The 14,340-nt window shown below is 62.0% G+C and carries 14 protein-coding genes; 9 read left to right on the top strand and 5 right to left on the bottom strand.

Annotation, left to right across the window (positions count from 1 at the left end):
- The first annotated feature begins 140 nt into the window (after window positions 1-140).
- The gene (locus tag H147_RS0111420) at window positions 141-1,469 is read left to right on the top strand and encodes an NAD(P)-dependent oxidoreductase (RefSeq protein ID WP_026352447.1); all 1,329 of its coding nucleotides are present in this window, start codon (window positions 141-143) and stop codon (window positions 1,467-1,469) included.
- 97 nt (window positions 1,470-1,566) lie between these two features.
- Complete coding sequence (preA, locus tag H147_RS0111425) at window positions 1,567-2,871, top strand: NAD-dependent dihydropyrimidine dehydrogenase subunit PreA (protein ID WP_019955506.1); 1,305 nt, start codon at window positions 1,567-1,569, stop codon at window positions 2,869-2,871.
- Between the two features lie 66 nt (window positions 2,872-2,937).
- Here the strand turns inward: preA and H147_RS0111430 are convergent, their stop codons facing one another.
- Together H147_RS0111430 and H147_RS0111435 are read right to left on the bottom strand one after the other, a co-directional pair.
- On the bottom strand, window positions 2,938-3,198 hold the full coding sequence (locus H147_RS0111430; protein ID WP_245541136.1) for a hypothetical protein: 261 nt from the start codon (window positions 3,196-3,198) through the stop codon (window positions 2,938-2,940).
- A 19-nt stretch (window positions 3,199-3,217) separates the two neighbouring features.
- Window positions 3,218-3,820 (bottom strand): TetR family transcriptional regulator C-terminal domain-containing protein, encoded by a 603-nt coding sequence (locus H147_RS0111435; protein ID WP_019955508.1) that lies wholly within the window; start codon window positions 3,818-3,820, stop codon window positions 3,218-3,220.
- Window positions 3,821-3,984: 164 nt separating this feature from the next.
- On the opposite strand from H147_RS0111435, the gene H147_RS0111440 reads away from it, so the two are divergent.
- The 7 genes from H147_RS0111440 to H147_RS0111470 all read left to right on the top strand — a co-directional run bounded on the left by H147_RS0111440 (window position 3,985) and on the right by H147_RS0111470 (window position 10,789).
- Window positions 3,985-5,235, top strand: coding sequence for a Zn-dependent hydrolase (locus H147_RS0111440; RefSeq protein WP_019955509.1), 1,251 nt, complete (start codon window positions 3,985-3,987; stop codon window positions 5,233-5,235).
- 129 nt (window positions 5,236-5,364) lie between these two features.
- Window positions 5,365-5,649 carry a GIY-YIG nuclease family protein gene (locus H147_RS0111445; protein ID WP_043699827.1) on the top strand — a complete coding sequence of 95 codons (285 nt, stop codon included), beginning with the start codon at window positions 5,365-5,367 and terminating at the stop codon, window positions 5,647-5,649.
- A gap of 54 nt (window positions 5,650-5,703) precedes the next feature.
- The gene (gene hydA / locus H147_RS0111450) at window positions 5,704-7,158 is read left to right on the top strand and encodes a dihydropyrimidinase (RefSeq protein WP_019955511.1); all 1,455 of its coding nucleotides are present in this window, start codon (window positions 5,704-5,706) and stop codon (window positions 7,156-7,158) included.
- The gene (locus tag H147_RS0111455) at window positions 7,158-7,940 is read left to right on the top strand and encodes an ABC transporter ATP-binding protein (RefSeq protein ID WP_019955512.1); all 783 of its coding nucleotides are present in this window, start codon (window positions 7,158-7,160) and stop codon (window positions 7,938-7,940) included. Before hydA ends, H147_RS0111455 begins: the two co-directional genes overlap by 1 nt.
- A 51-nt stretch (window positions 7,941-7,991) precedes the next feature.
- Window positions 7,992-8,912 carry an ABC transporter permease gene (locus H147_RS0111460; RefSeq protein WP_019955513.1) on the top strand — a complete coding sequence of 307 codons (921 nt, stop codon included), beginning with the start codon at window positions 7,992-7,994 and terminating at the stop codon, window positions 8,910-8,912.
- The gene (locus tag H147_RS0111465) at window positions 8,909-9,760 is read left to right on the top strand and encodes an ABC transporter permease (protein WP_019955514.1); all 852 of its coding nucleotides are present in this window, start codon (window positions 8,909-8,911) and stop codon (window positions 9,758-9,760) included. The genes H147_RS0111460 and H147_RS0111465 overlap by 4 nt, the downstream gene beginning before the upstream one ends.
- A 42-nt stretch (window positions 9,761-9,802) precedes the next feature.
- A complete protein-coding gene (locus tag H147_RS0111470) occupies window positions 9,803-10,789 on the top strand; it encodes an ABC transporter substrate-binding protein (RefSeq protein WP_019955515.1) in 987 nt (328 codons plus the stop codon).
- A gap of 129 nt (window positions 10,790-10,918) precedes the next feature.
- Here the strand turns inward: H147_RS0111470 and H147_RS0111475 are convergent, their stop codons facing one another.
- The 3 genes from H147_RS0111475 to H147_RS0111485 form a co-directional block, all read right to left on the bottom strand.
- On the bottom strand, window positions 10,919-12,520 hold the full coding sequence (locus H147_RS0111475) for a peptidoglycan -binding protein (RefSeq protein WP_019955516.1): 1,602 nt from the start codon (window positions 12,518-12,520) through the stop codon (window positions 10,919-10,921).
- A gap of 3 nt (window positions 12,521-12,523) precedes the next feature.
- Window positions 12,524-13,606, bottom strand: a complete 1,083-nt coding sequence (locus tag H147_RS0111480) for a hypothetical protein (RefSeq protein ID WP_019955517.1) — start codon at window positions 13,604-13,606, stop codon at window positions 12,524-12,526.
- A 155-nt stretch (window positions 13,607-13,761) separates the two neighbouring features.
- A complete protein-coding gene (locus H147_RS0111485) occupies window positions 13,762-14,292 on the bottom strand; it encodes a gamma-glutamylcyclotransferase (protein ID WP_026352448.1) in 531 nt (176 codons plus the stop codon).
- Between the last annotated feature and the right edge of the window lie 48 nt (window positions 14,293-14,340).

Raw genomic sequence — 14,340 nt, forward strand, 5'->3', positions numbered from 1 at the left:
TTGCATCTTCAGAGTAAAAATATCCCCGCCGGAGGCTTCCCCGGAGGGGAAAAGGCGTTCACAAACTGCCAAAAATTTACCATTTGATAAAAAATAAAACTGTGGCAGGCTGAGAGTGACAAGCCAGACAGGATGCAGCCATGTCCAACCCGATGACTCCCGGAATAGCGGCGGCGCGATTGCCCGCCGAAACCCTTGCCCAGAATTTCGCCGACCTGCACGACCCGCTTGACCGGCACGAAGCCCGCGTCGCGGCCGATCGCTGCTATTTCTGCCATGATGCGCCTTGCGTGACGGCTTGCCCGACATCCATCGACATCCCGCTCTTCATTCGGCAGATCAGCACTGGCACGCCCGAGGCTGCGGCGAAAACGATCTTCGACCAGAATATCCTTGGCGGCATGTGCGCGCGCGTCTGCCCGACCGAAGACCTCTGTGAACAGGCCTGCGTGCGCGAAGCCGCCGAAGGTAAGCCGGTCGAGATCGGGCGCTTGCAGCGCTATGCGACCGACACGCTGATGGCAAAGCAAAGCCATCCCTATCACCGCGCGCCATCGACGGGCAAAACCGTGGCTGTCATCGGTGCTGGCCCTGCGGGGCTGGCCTGCGCGCACAGGCTTGCAATGCATGGCCATGACGTGACGATCTTCGATGCGCTGCCGAAACCCGGCGGGCTGAACGAATTCGGCATCGCCGCTTATAAATCAACGGACGATTTCGCCGCGCGCGAAGTGGATTGGCTGATGGGCATCGGCGGTATCACCTTGCAGACAGGCAAGGCGCTGGGCCGCGATCTGTCGCTTGACGGGCTGGCGGATGAATACGACGCTGTGTTCCTCGGCATGGGGCTTGGCGGTGTGAACGCGCTGCGCACCGCAGGCGAAGACAAGGACGGCGTCCGCGATGCCGTCGACTTCATCGCTGAATTGCGGCAGGCCAGTGACCTGACAAGCCTGCCCGTGGGCCGCGATGTCGTCGTCATCGGCGGTGGCATGACGGCGGTCGATGCTGCGGTGCAGTCCAAACTGCTCGGCGCGCAGAACGTCACCATCGCCTATCGCCGCAGCCGCGATGCGATGAGCGCAAGCCGCTATGAACAGGACCTTGCCGCGTCCCACGGTGTGCGGCTTTTGTTCAATGTCCAGCCCGTCGCGATCCACGGCAACGAGGCCGTGCGCGAGGTGGAACTGGAGTACACCGCCGACACGGGCGCGGGGCTGCAAGGCACCGGAGAGATGATCCGCCTGCCCGTCGACCAGCTGTTCAAGGCCATCGGTCAAACGCTGGTCACCGATGCAGGGCTCGCGCTCGACGGACGCAAGATCGCGGTGACAGGTGCCGGACGCACCAGCCGCGCGGGTGTCTGGGCCGGGGGCGATTGCGCCAGCGGCGGCGACGATCTGACCGTGACCGCCGTGGCCGAAGGGCGCGATGCGGCTATGGATATCCACGCGGCCCTGACCGCCTGAACGCAACGGCGTCGCGGGCGTGACCCGCGGCCTTTCACATTCCCGCACGAGGTCCCGGGTCAAGCCCGGGACGGGGCGGACAGCAAAGGATAAAGCCATGGCTGATCTGACAACGAATTTTCTGGGTATCAAATCCCCCAACCCGTTCTGGCTGGCATCCGCGCCGCCCACGGACAAGGAATACAATGTCCGCCGCGCCTTCGAGGCCGGCTGGGGCGGTGTCGTATGGAAAACGCTCGGGTCCGAAGGGCCGCCCGTCGTCAACGTCAATGGCCCGCGCTATGGCGCGATCTATGGCGCGGACCGGCGGCTCTTGGGGCTCAACAACATCGAATTGATCACCGACCGTCCGCTGCAGACCAATCTCGACGAGATCAAACGGGTCAAGGCAGACTATCCCGACCGCGCGATGATCGTGTCGATCATGGTCCCGTGCGAGGAACAGGCGTGGAAGGACATCCTGCCGCGCGTGCAGGAAACCGGTGCCGACGGGATCGAGCTGAACTTCGGCTGCCCGCATGGCATGTCTGAACGCGGTATGGGCGCGGCGGTGGGGCAGGTGCCCGAATATATCGAAATGGTCACGCGCTGGTGCAAGCAATATTACGACAAGCCCGTGATCGTCAAACTGACGCCCAATATCACCGATATCCGCAAACCGGCTGCGGCGGCGATGCGCGGCGGGGCAGATGCGGTCAGCCTGATCAACACGATCAATTCGATCACCTCCGTGAACCTCGACACCATGTCGCCCGAGCCGTCGATCGACGGCAAAGGATCGCATGGCGGCTATTGCGGTCCTGCCGTGAAGCCGATTGCGCTGTCGATGGTGTCGGAAATCGCGCGCCATCCCGACACGCACGGCCTGCCGATCAGTGGCATCGGCGGTGTGACCACATGGCGCGATGCGGCAGAATACATCAGCCTCGGCTGCGGCAACGTGCAGGTCTGCACAGCGGCAATGACCTATGGCTTCAAGATAGTGCAGGAGATGATCAGCGGGCTGTCGCAGTGGATGGACGAAAAAGGCTACACCTCAGTCGAACAGGTCGTGGGCCGCGCAGTGCCGAACGTCACCGATTGGCAGTATCTGAACCTGAACTATGTCGCCAAGGCCAAGATCAGTCAGGACGATTGTATCAAATGCGGCCGCTGCTATGCCGCCTGCGAAGACACCAGCCATCAGGCCATCGCCATGTCCGCTGACCGGACCTTTACCGTGATCGACGAGGAATGCGTCGCCTGCAACCTCTGCGTCGATGTCTGCCCTGTCGAGAACTGCATCACGATGGAAGCGATGGAACCGGGGCAGGTCGATCCGCGCACGGGCAAGGTCGTGCAGAAGGACTACGCCAACTGGACGACGCATCCCAACAATCCGGGCGCCGTGGCGGCGGAGTAGCGGGCAAGAGTTTTTGTCAAAAATTCTTGGCTTGCGACAAAAATCTTCGGACGAAGATTTTTGCTGTCAGGTGTGGACGACCAGTTGCCCTGAATTGCAGATGACGATGTATTGTCCGCCGCATTCGATCAGGTGAAAGCCGCGGCGGCCAACCTCCTCGACAAAAGCGGCGCGCCCGATTTCGCGGTCCACATCGCGGACGGCACGACGCACGATGCCACCCTTGCGTGCAGATTTCGCATCGAAAATGCGGGCACACCAACTTGGGTTGGCACGAGGATGACGGACAGTGGCGGCGTAAATGATCTGCATTGTGTCAATCTGCATCAACATCATTAATGCTATCCTAAGACCCGAGCAGCTTCCGATAAAGCTGGTCCAGAAACAGCGCCGCCCCGTCATAGGGCGCGCGGTCGCCCAGAACGGCGCGCACCTGTACGTCGAAATCGGCGTAATGTTGGGTCAACGCCCAGATCGAAAAGATCAGATGATACGGATCGACGGGCGCGATCTTGCCTGCATCGGCCCAGCCCTGAATGATCGCGGCCTTTTCATCGACCAGGCGCTTGAGGTCATTGCGCAGGATGTCTTCGATCCAAGGCGCGCCCTGCAGGATTTCATTGGCGAAAAGGCGACTTTCGCGGGGGAAATCCTTGCTCAGCGCCAGTTTGCGCCGCACGTAGGCGGTCAGTTCCTGCACCGGATCACCGGCTGCATCAAGCGCTTTCAGCGGATCGAGCCAGTTTTCAAGCAAGCGTTCCAGCAGGGCCGTGTGGATCGCTTCTTTTGACGGAAAATAATAAAGCAGGTTGGGTTTTGACAGCCCTGCCGCCTCTGCGATCTGGTCCAAGGTGGTGCCGCGAAAGCCGTATTGCGAAAACACATCAAGGCCAGCCGACAGGATCGCTGCCTGATTGCGTTGTTGAATTCGGGTCGGCGCTTTGGTCATCGTCGTGTTCTGCCTAATTTAGAGGCTGGACGGCCCGCCCGCTGTCTGCTTCGCTCGCATAACCAGCATTTGCCGAAACATCACGCGGAAAACTTGACTGGTCGTAAACCTCTGTTAGCGTTCTTTTGACCGTTTGGTCAAACCAAGAAAGACTGGAGAGCCCGATGCCATCCCCCGCAGAGAACCTCAAGATCAACGGCGCGCGTCTGTGGGACAGCCTAATGGAGATGGCCAAGATCGGCCCCGGTGTGGCGGGTGGCAACAACCGCCAGACCCTGACCGATGAAGATAGCGAAGGCCGGCATCTGTTCCAGCGCTGGTGCGAGGCTGCGGGCTGCACCATGGGCGTGGACGAGATCGGCAACATGTTCGCCCGCCGCGACGGCACTGACCCTGACGCGCTGCCGGTCTATGTCGGATCCCATCTGGATACCCAGCCCACTGGGGGCAAATACGACGGGGTGCTGGGGGTTCTGGGCGGGCTGGAGGTGATCCGCACGCTGAACGATCTGGATATCAAGACCAAACACCCCATCGTCGTGACCAACTGGACGAACGAAGAAGGCACACGCTATGCGCCCGCGATGCTGGCCTCGGGTGTGTTTGCTGGCAAACATGCGCTGGACTGGGCGCTCGACCGTGTGGATGCCAAGGGCAAACGGTTCGGGGACGAGCTGGAGCGGATCGGCTGGAAAGGCCCGGAAAAGGTGGGCGAGCGCAAGATGCACGCCTTCTTTGAGCTGCATATCGAACAGGGCCCGATTTTGGAGGCGGAAGGCAAGCAGATTGGCGTCGTCACCCATGGGCAGGGCCTGCGCTGGGTGCAATGCACGGTGACCGGCAAAGAAAGCCATACCGGATCGACGCCCATGCATATGCGCAAGAATGCAGGGCGCGGCTTGGCATTGATTACCGAGCTGGTCCACGAAATCGCCATGACGCACCAGCCGAATGCGGTGGGGGCGATCGGGCATATCGACGTTTATCCGAACAGCCGCAACATCATTCCGGGCAAGGTCGTGTTCACCGTCGATCTGCGCACGCATCTGCTGGACAAGCTGAACGCGATGGTCGCCGAACTCATGGACCGCGCGCCGCAGATCTGTGCCGACATCGGCATATCCTTCGAGGCCGAGATTGTGGGCCAGTTCGACCCGCCAGCCTTTGACGCAACCTGTGTCGCCGCCGTACGCAATGCCGCAGAACGGCTGGGCTACAGCCACATGGATATCGTCTCGGGTGCGGGCCATGATGCCTGCTGGATCAATGACCTGTATCCAACCGCGATGATCATGTGCCCCTGCGTGGACGGGTTGAGCCATAACGAGGCCGAGGAAATCTCGCCCGAATGGGCGGCTGCGGGGGCGGACGTGCTGTTTCATGCAGTGGTCGAAACGGCGGAGATTGTCGGGTGAGCGTGACGCAACAGAACGCCCCGGACTTGATCCGGGGCCTCGTCCATGGGGTAACGAGAGGCCCCGGATCAAGTCCGGGGTGTGTTGAGCTTTTACAGGATGTTCAACATTTGCCGCGATCTTCGCGGCATGACCCACTTTGTTTACATCATGGCCTCACGCCCGAATGGCGCGATCTACATCGGTCGCACGCGCGACCTGCAGTCCCGCGTGCAACACCACCGCGACGGACGATCCGCCCACACCGCGAAATACAAGATCAAGACGCTGGTCTGGTTCGAAACGCACGACGATTTCGACACCAGCCTGCGCCGCGAACGCGCGATCAAGCGGTGGCGGCGTGCCTGGAAAAACCAACTGATCCACACGGCCAATCCGCAGTGGCAGGACATCACCATCCATATCCCTGTCTGATCCGGGCACAGGTCCCGGCTTTGGGCCGGGACGGGTGAAGACAGGGAGAGACCAATGACCACAGTCATCAAGAACGGCACCATCGTCACGGCGGACCTGACCTATAAGGCGGATGTCCTGATCGACGGGGGCAAGATCATCGAGATCGGGCAGAACTTGTCGGGCGACGAACAGCTCGACGCAACGGGCTGTTATGTCATGCCGGGCGGGATCGACCCGCATACGCATCTGGAAATGCCCTTCATGGGCACCTATTCGGCGGATGATTTCGAATCCGGCACGCGCGCGGCCCTATCGGGCGGCACCACGATGGTCGTCGATTTCGCGCTGCCGGCCCCCGGTCAGGGTCTGCACGATGCCTTGCAGATGTGGGACAACAAGTCGGGCCGCGCGTCCTGCGACTATTCCTTCCACATGGCGGTGACATGGTGGGGCGAGCAGGTTTTCAACGAGATGGAAAGCGTCGTCCGCGATCGTGGTATCAACACCTTCAAGCATTTCATGGCCTATAAGGGCGCCTTGATGGTCAATGATGACGAGATGTACGCGTCTTTCGCCCGTCTCGCCTCTCTCGGGGCTATTGCGATGGTCCATGCCGAAAACGGCGATGTTGTCGCGGAACTCTCCGCCAAACTGTTGGCCGAAGGCAACACGGGGCCAGAGGCGCACGCCTATTCCCGCCCCCCGCAGGTCGAGGGCGAGGCTGCGAACCGCGCCATCATGATCGCCGACATGACCGGCGTGCCGCTCTATATCGTGCATGTATCCTGCGAAGAAGCGCACGAGGCTATCCGGCGCGCGCGGATGCAGGGCAAACGCGTCTGGGGGGAACCGCTGATCCAGCATCTGACGTTGGATGAAAGCGAGTACTTCAACCAGGACTGGGACCATGCCGCGCGGCGCGTGATGTCGCCGCCTTTCCGCAACAAGATGCATCAGGACAGTCTGTGGGCCGGTCTGCAATCGGGCAGTCTGTCGGTGGTGGCGACGGATCACTGCGCCTTTACCACGGCACAGAAACGTTATGGCGTGGGCGATTTCACCAAGATCCCCAATGGCACCGGCGGGCTGGAGGACCGGATGCCGATGCTCTGGACGCATGGCGTGCGCACGGGGCGGCTGACGATGAACGAATTTGTCGCTGTCACATCCACCAATATCGCCAAGATCCTGAACTGCTATCCGCGCAAGGGTGCTGTGCTGGTTGGCGCAGATGCCGATCTGGTGGTCTGGGACCCAGAGAAATCCAAGACGATCCTGGCGTCCAAGCAGCAATCCGCCATTGATTACAACGTCTTCGAGGGCAAGGAAGTCACCGGCCTGCCGCGTTTCACCCTGACACGCGGCCATGTCGCGGTGCATGACGGTGAGATGCGCACGCGCGAAGGGCATGGCCAATTCGTCAAGCGCGCGCCCAACACGCCGACGAACACCGCCCTATCCAAGTGGAAAGAACTGACGGCCCCCCGCCCTGTCGAGCGGACGGGTATTCCCGCGACGGGGGTTTGATGACCGCCGATACCGTGATCAGCGCGCAAGGGCTGAACCTGACGTTCCAGACCAATGACGGCCCGGTGCATGCGCTGAAGGATGTCGATCTCGATATCCGCAAGGGCGAATTCGTCAGCTTCATCGGCCCCTCGGGCTGCGGCAAGACGACGTTCCTGCGCTGCATCGCGGGGCTGGAGACGCCGACGGGCGGCACCCTGACCGTCAACGGCATGACGCCGGATCAGGCGCGCCGAGCGCGTGCCTATGGCTATGTGTTTCAGGCCGCGGGGCTTTATCCGTGGCGCACCATCGGCGGCAATGTGAAACTACCGCTGGAGATCATGGGGTTTTCCAAGGCCGAACAGGCCGAGCGGGTCGCGCGTGTGCTGGCGCTGGTCGACCTTGCGGGGTTCGAGAAGAAATTTCCCTGGCAATTGTCCGGCGGGATGCAGCAACGCGCCAGTATCGCGCGCGCGCTGGCGTTCGATGCCGATATCCTGCTGATGGACGAACCTTTCGGCGCGCTGGATGAAATCGTGCGCGACCATCTGAACGAACAATTGCTCGCACTTTGGGCGCGGACAGAAAAGACCATCGGTTTCGTCACCCATTCGATCCCCGAGGCGGTCTATCTGTCCACCAAGATCGTCGTCATGTCGCCGCGCCCCGGCCGGATCACCGATGTGATCGACAGCCCGCTGCCCAAGGAACGGCCGCTGGATATTCGCGATAGCAAGGAATTCATCGACATTGCGCACCGTGTGCGTGAAGGATTGCGGGCGGGGCATGTGGATGACTAGGCGCTGCCTCCGGCGGGGATATTTGGGCTCGGAAGAGAGGGGGGGCCGGGGATGAAATCGGTGTTGCCGATCCTCACGATCGTGGGTGCGATCCTGTTGATCTGGGTCGTTGCGGTGATCCCGATGAACATGCATCTGACCGCCGATCAGGCCCAGCGCGACGGGTTGGTCGTCACACCCGCCACACCCGCCGAACGGCAGGGCTATTCCGGTTTGGGGCTGAGTTTTGCAAACCCCGATCTGATCCCGTTGACCTATAATCTGGACCGTCCGCGCCTGCCCTCGCCGCATCAGGTGGCGGGCGAGATGTGGGACACGATTGCCTTGCGCAACGTGACCTCGCGCCAGTCGCTGGTTTATCATGGCTGGGTGACGCTGTCGTCGACGCTGGTCGGCTTTGTGATCGGCACGACCTTGGGTATCCTGCTGGCCATCGGGATCGTACATAACCGTGCCATGGATATGAGCGTGATGCCTTGGGCGATTGCCAGCCAGACCATTCCCATTCTGGCGCTCGCCCCGATGATTATCGTGATGATGGGGCAGTTCGGGATTCAGGGCCTGCTGCCCAAGGCGGTGATCAGCGCCTATCTGAGCTTTTTCCCCGTCGTCGTCGGCATGGTCAAAGGGCTGCGCAGCCCTGATGCGATGCAGATGGATTTGCTGCGCACCTATTATGCCAGTGCCTCGCAGGGGTTCTGGAAACTGCGGTTGCCGGCCTCGGTGCCCTATCTGTTCGCGTCGTTCAAGATCGGGATTTCGGCGGCGCTGGTCGGCGCCATCGTGGCGGAATTGCCGACAGGCGCGCGGGCTGGTTTCGGCGCGCGGATGCTGGTGGGGGATCAATATGGCAATCCGCTGGTGACGTGGGCGGCGTTGTTCGCTGCGGCGATCACGGCGGCAGCACTCGTCGCGATCTTCACCGCGATGGAGCGGCTGACACTGCGCCGAATGGGGATGGCGGCCGCATGACGGGACCGGCGCTGATCTCTGTTCTGGCGGTCTGGGCGGTGGGCTGGTTCATCAACGCGCAGCTGGCCGCCAGCCGTGTGGCGGACACGCGTATTGTGCGCCTGCTGGTGCCGGTGATTTTCGGGCTGACATTCGTGCTGATCTGGGAACTCTTGGTGCGGATGACGGGCGTCAGCCCCATTGTCCTGCCGCCACCCAGCATGATCGCCGAGCGGTTTGCCAATTCGCTGCCGATCCTTTGGGCGGATTTCCAGCAGACGATCATCAAGGGCGCGATGACCGGATATGTCATCGGGATGATCTGCGCTTTTGCAGTGGCGATCCTAGCCGACAGGTCGGATTTCCTGACGCGCGGCATCCTGCCCGTGGGCGGGTTCATGGCGGCGCTGCCCATCGTGGGGATCGCGCCGATCTTTGTGCGCTGGCTGGGCAGCGACTGGCAGTCCAAGGCGGCGGTCGTGGCGGTGATGGTGTTTTTCCCGATCCTTGTGAATATCGTGGCAGGCCTGCGCGACACATCCGCCATGCAGCGCGATCTGATGCGCACCTATGGCGCGGGCTATTGGCAGACCCTGTTCAAACTGCGCCTGCCCGCCGCGATGCCGTTCATCTTCAACGGATTGAAAATAGCGACGACTTTGGCGCTGATCGGGGCGATTGTTGCTGAATTTTTCGGCTCTCCCACGGTCGGCATGGGCTTTCGGATATCCACATCGGTGGGACGGCTTGCGCTGGATATGGTCTGGGCCGAAATTGTCGTCGCAGCGATTGCCGGCAGCACGCTTTACGGTGCTGTCGCATGGGTCGAGGGGCGGGTGACTTTCTGGCACCCATCGCAACGCAAATAACAAGCCCCGGCAAGAGGGCATCACACTGACTTGGAGGTCAAAATGAAGAAAACGATGATCGCGGCGGCGCTTGCTGCCGGTCTTGGCGGTGTCGCACACGCGCAAGACAACGACGTGACGCTGCAGTTGCAGTGGGTCACGCAGTCCCAGTTCGCGGGCTATTACGTGGCGCTGGATCAGGGGTATTACGAAGAAGAAGGGCTGAACGTCACCATTCTGCCCGGTGGCCCCGATATCGCGCCGCCACAGGTGCTGGCCGGTGGCGGTGCCGATGCGATGCTGAACTGGATGCCATCCGCCTTGGCCGCGCGCGAACGCGGTCTGCCGGTGGTCAACATCGCGCAGCCGTTCAAGACATCGGGCCTGATGCTGACCTGCTGGAAAGACACCGGCATTGAATCGGTCGAGGATTTCCGTGGCCGCACCATCGGTGTGTGGTTCTTCGGTAATGAATATCCGTTCCTGAGCTGGATGGCGCAGGCCGGGATCCCGACCGAAGGCGGCGAGGATGGCGTGACCGTGCTGCGCCAGGGTTTCAACGTCGACCCATTGCTGAACCGCGAGGCGGATTGCATTTCCACCATGACCTATAACGAATACGGACAGGTGCTGGATGCGGGCGTCGATCCAGCGGAACTCGTGACCTTCATGTACGAAGATCAGGGCGTCGCCACGCTGGAAGACGGGATTTGGGTGCTGGAAGAGAACCTCGAAGATCCCGCATTCGTCGACAAGATGGTCCGTTTCGTACGCGCCTCGATGCGTGGTTGGAAATGGGCCGAGGAAAATCCCGAAGCGGCAGGTGCCATCATCATCGAATACGATGAAACCGGTGCCCAATCCGAGGCCGCACAGATCCGCATGATGCAGGAAGTCGCCAAGCTGACCGCCGGATCGAACGGCGCGCTGGACCCAGCCGACTATGAACGCACCGTCGCGACATTGCTGGGCGGCGGGTCCGACCCGGTGATCTCGGCAGAACCCGAGGGCGCCTGGACGCATCTGATCACGGATCAGGCGCTGCAGTAGACTAAGGCCTTAGGGTGAAATGAAGCGGGCGCTGGTGTGATGCCAGCGCCCGTTTTTTTGCGACCGTTGGTCGGGGTTCTCCCCGACCATTTCCCGCTACACCCACACCATGGCGGGGTGAATTCCGCCCTACCTTTCCGTCAGCTTCAACTCGATCCGGCGGTTCTGGGCGCGGGCTTCTGCGGTATCCGCAGGGTTCAGCGGCTGGTATTCGCCAAAGCCGTTGGCGGCCAGGCGCGTCGGCGGGATGCCCAGATCCTCGGCCATGAACCGGACCACCGACAGCGCGCGCGCCTGACTGAGTTCCCAGTTGTCGGCAAAGCGCCCGCCCGGCGTGATCGGGATATCGTCGGTATGCCCGTCGACGCGGATGATCCAGTCGATGCTGTCGGGGATGTCGTCGGCGATGTCGTTCAGGATGCCCGCGACATTCGCGATTTCGGCGCGGCCTTGCGGGGAGAGGTCTGCGCGCCCGACCTCGAACAGCACTTCGGAGGAGAACACGAAACGGTCGCCTTCGATCCTGATGCGGTCCTGCCCTTCGAGCACCTCGCGCAGCTGGCCAAAGAAATCCGACCGGAACCGTTCGAGGTTTTCCGCCTCGGCCAGAAGACGCGCTGTTTCTTCTTCAAGCCTGATGCGTTCGGCCTCTTCAAGGGCAAGACGTTGCCGTTCTTCGGACACGACCCGCGCCAAGGCGGTGTTCAACTGCGCGCCCAGTGTTTCGATCTGGACCTGCGCGGCGCGATCGGCGTCTTCGGCTAAATTCAGCAGGGATTGCAAGTTGCCGACCTGATTGCGCAACTCAAGGATCTGTTCGTTGAGCACGGCGACCTGCCGCTGGCCGGCCTCTGACTGCGCCTCTTGTTCGGACAGCGCGGCATTGGCTGTGGCCAGCAGGGCGGCCTGCCGTTCGGCTTCGGTCAGCGCCTCGGCGCGCGCCGCGTCAAGCTCGGCCTGTGCCGCGCGGGCGGCGGCGAGCAGGGTCAGCGTCTCCTCCGCCTCTTGCCGCTGGCGTTCCAGGTTCAGGGTCATCGCGGTCAATTCCGCATCCGCGTTTTCAAGCCGGTCACGTAGGGCGGCAGCGGCGGCGGCATCGGCCAGACGCGCGGCTTCGAGCGTGCTGATCTGGGCCGCGTTTTCGTCGCGCACGGTCTCAAGATCGGCGACCAACGCCTCCAGCGCCTCGCGGCGGGCGGCGGCAAGGCGCGCGGCTTCCTCTCCGGCGTCGATTTCGGTGCGTGCTTGCGCAAGGGCAAGGTTCAGCGCCTCTTGTTCGGACAAAAGCTGGTCCTGCGCGGCCTCAAGGCTGGCAATCGTATCGCGGTTTTGCCGCTGGTCGGCGAGGAGGCCCGCGACCTGCGCCTCGAATCCGGTGATCTGGTTTTGCGCCTGTGCCAGCGCCTGATCCTGTGCGTCGCGTTCCACGATCAGGCTGGCGATCTGGCCCGCCTGCCGTGCGGCCTGTGCGTTGGCCGCGTCCAGATCGGCGGACAGCGTGGCGGTCCGTTCCCGCTCCAGCCCCAGCGTCGCGGCCAGGGCGGCCATTTCGCCCGACAGCACGTCAAGTTCGGATTCCTGCCCGGTGATCGTTTCGCGCAGGGTAAACTGGATTACCATGAAGATGCTGAGCACGAACATCAGCACCAGCAGGATGCCCGTCATCGCATCAACGAAACCCGGCCAGATCGCGTTTTGAAAGCGGTTGGATGATCTGCGGCTCAGCGCCATGGATCAGCCCCGGTCCCGTATCGCGCCGGCAAGCGCGGCCAGATCCTGCCGCAGCGCGCCGATGCTTTCCTGACGACCGGCGGACAATTCTTCCAGTATCCGCAGCAGTTGTACGTCGATCGACCGCAGCCGCATCCGGCTTTCAGCGTCGATCCCGTCCATGCCGCTGTCGTCGAGCTTCTGGATCAAGGCGGCCTGTCCGTCGGCCACGCGCGCCAGATGGGCGGATGTGTCGTTCATCGTCGTCGCCTGCGTCAGCGTGGCAATGGCCTCGGCCAGAGACTGGAACCGGCTGTCGGTGGCGGTGCGGTCGGCCTCGGTCTGCGCCAGAAGCAGCTGGATCGTGTCCATCAATTCGCCCATCTGCTCGACGATGGCCGAGGATGCCGCACCTCCGCTGCCTGTGCCTTCGTCGCCGTCGATGCCCACGCGTGTGATGGTGGACATCCATTCTTCCAGCTCGCGGTAGAACCGGTTCTGCCCGTGCCCTGCGAAAAGTTCGAGCAGACCGACGACCAGCGACCCCGCCAGACCCAGCAAAGAGCTGGAAAAGGCCGTGCCCATGCCGCCCAACTGGTTTTCCAACCCGTCTTGCAGGCGGCCAAAGATATCGGCCCCGGATTCGCCCTCGGTCGGGTTCAGCGACCGGATCGTTTCGACCAGCGCGGGCACAGTGGTGGCAAGGCCGTAGAACGTGCCGAGAAGTCCGAGGAAGATCAGCACGTTCCCGATATAGCGCGTGATCTCGCGGTCTTCGTCGATGCGCTGGGCCACGGAATCAAGGATCGAGCGGCCCGAACTGGATGAAATCTGCGTCCGCGCGCCGCGGGACCGTAGCAATGTCGCCAAGGGCGCCAGCAACGACGGGGCGGCGGTGAAGTTGTGCCCGCCGGTTTCGCGTGCGAAATGTTCGATCCAACGGACCGAATTCATCAGCAAGAACACCTGATTGAAGCAGGACAGCACCCCCAGCACGAAAACACCAAGGATCACCCCGTTCAGATACACGTTCGACAGGTAGATCGCCCTGATCTGGTCAAGCCCGAGGTAGATCCCCGCGCCCAGCAGCCCGATCACGATCAACATGAACAAAAGCTGGCGGATCGGTTGGGAAAACTGTGGCGCTGCCTTGGCTGCCCGTTTGTCTGACACGGAGGTTCATCCTCATCTGTTCGTCGTTCACTGCACCCATAGCAGCATATGGCGGTATAGGGACCAACCCTAACAAAATCGCGGCAATCTTATGTTGCCGTCAAGGCACGGACCCGGTTTGTCAGCCATGTCATGTCGGCATCCTTGATCCCCATTTCGGTCAGATGGGCGGCGGTGTTGTAGAGATATTCGGTATTCGGCCCGCGCCCGCCCACCGCATGGGCGATCATCTGCGCCTGACGTTCGAGGTCGAACTGGCAATACTGGATATGGTTGCGGTCCACGAGGTAGGCCAGCGCGCTGATGCTGTCTCCAGTGTCGGATGTCAGGCCGACGTCTTGTTCGACATAGGCGGAGGAAACCAATTCGCGTTCGCGCAACATCGTCAGCACGGTGGCTTCATCGTCGGCCGCTACTTCGAAGGCTGCGCCCGTGCATTGGCCGCCGGGCTGATAGTCGAGCGCGAGCACAAGGCCGGGGTGCTCCGGCGTGCCGCGATGATGGACAGAGAGCATGCAAAAACTGCGGTGATAATCGGGCAAGCGCGCCTTGATGCGCCGGACCGGCGCAAAGCCGGGGTTCCACAGCAGCGACCCATATCCGAAAACCCAAAGCGCCATATGACCGTCCTTCCCTGTCACGCCCATAAACACGTTTTGGGCCGCGAC

The organism is Yoonia vestfoldensis DSM 16212 (assembly GCF_000382265.1).
Classification (GTDB): domain Bacteria; phylum Pseudomonadota; class Alphaproteobacteria; order Rhodobacterales; family Rhodobacteraceae; genus Yoonia; species Yoonia vestfoldensis.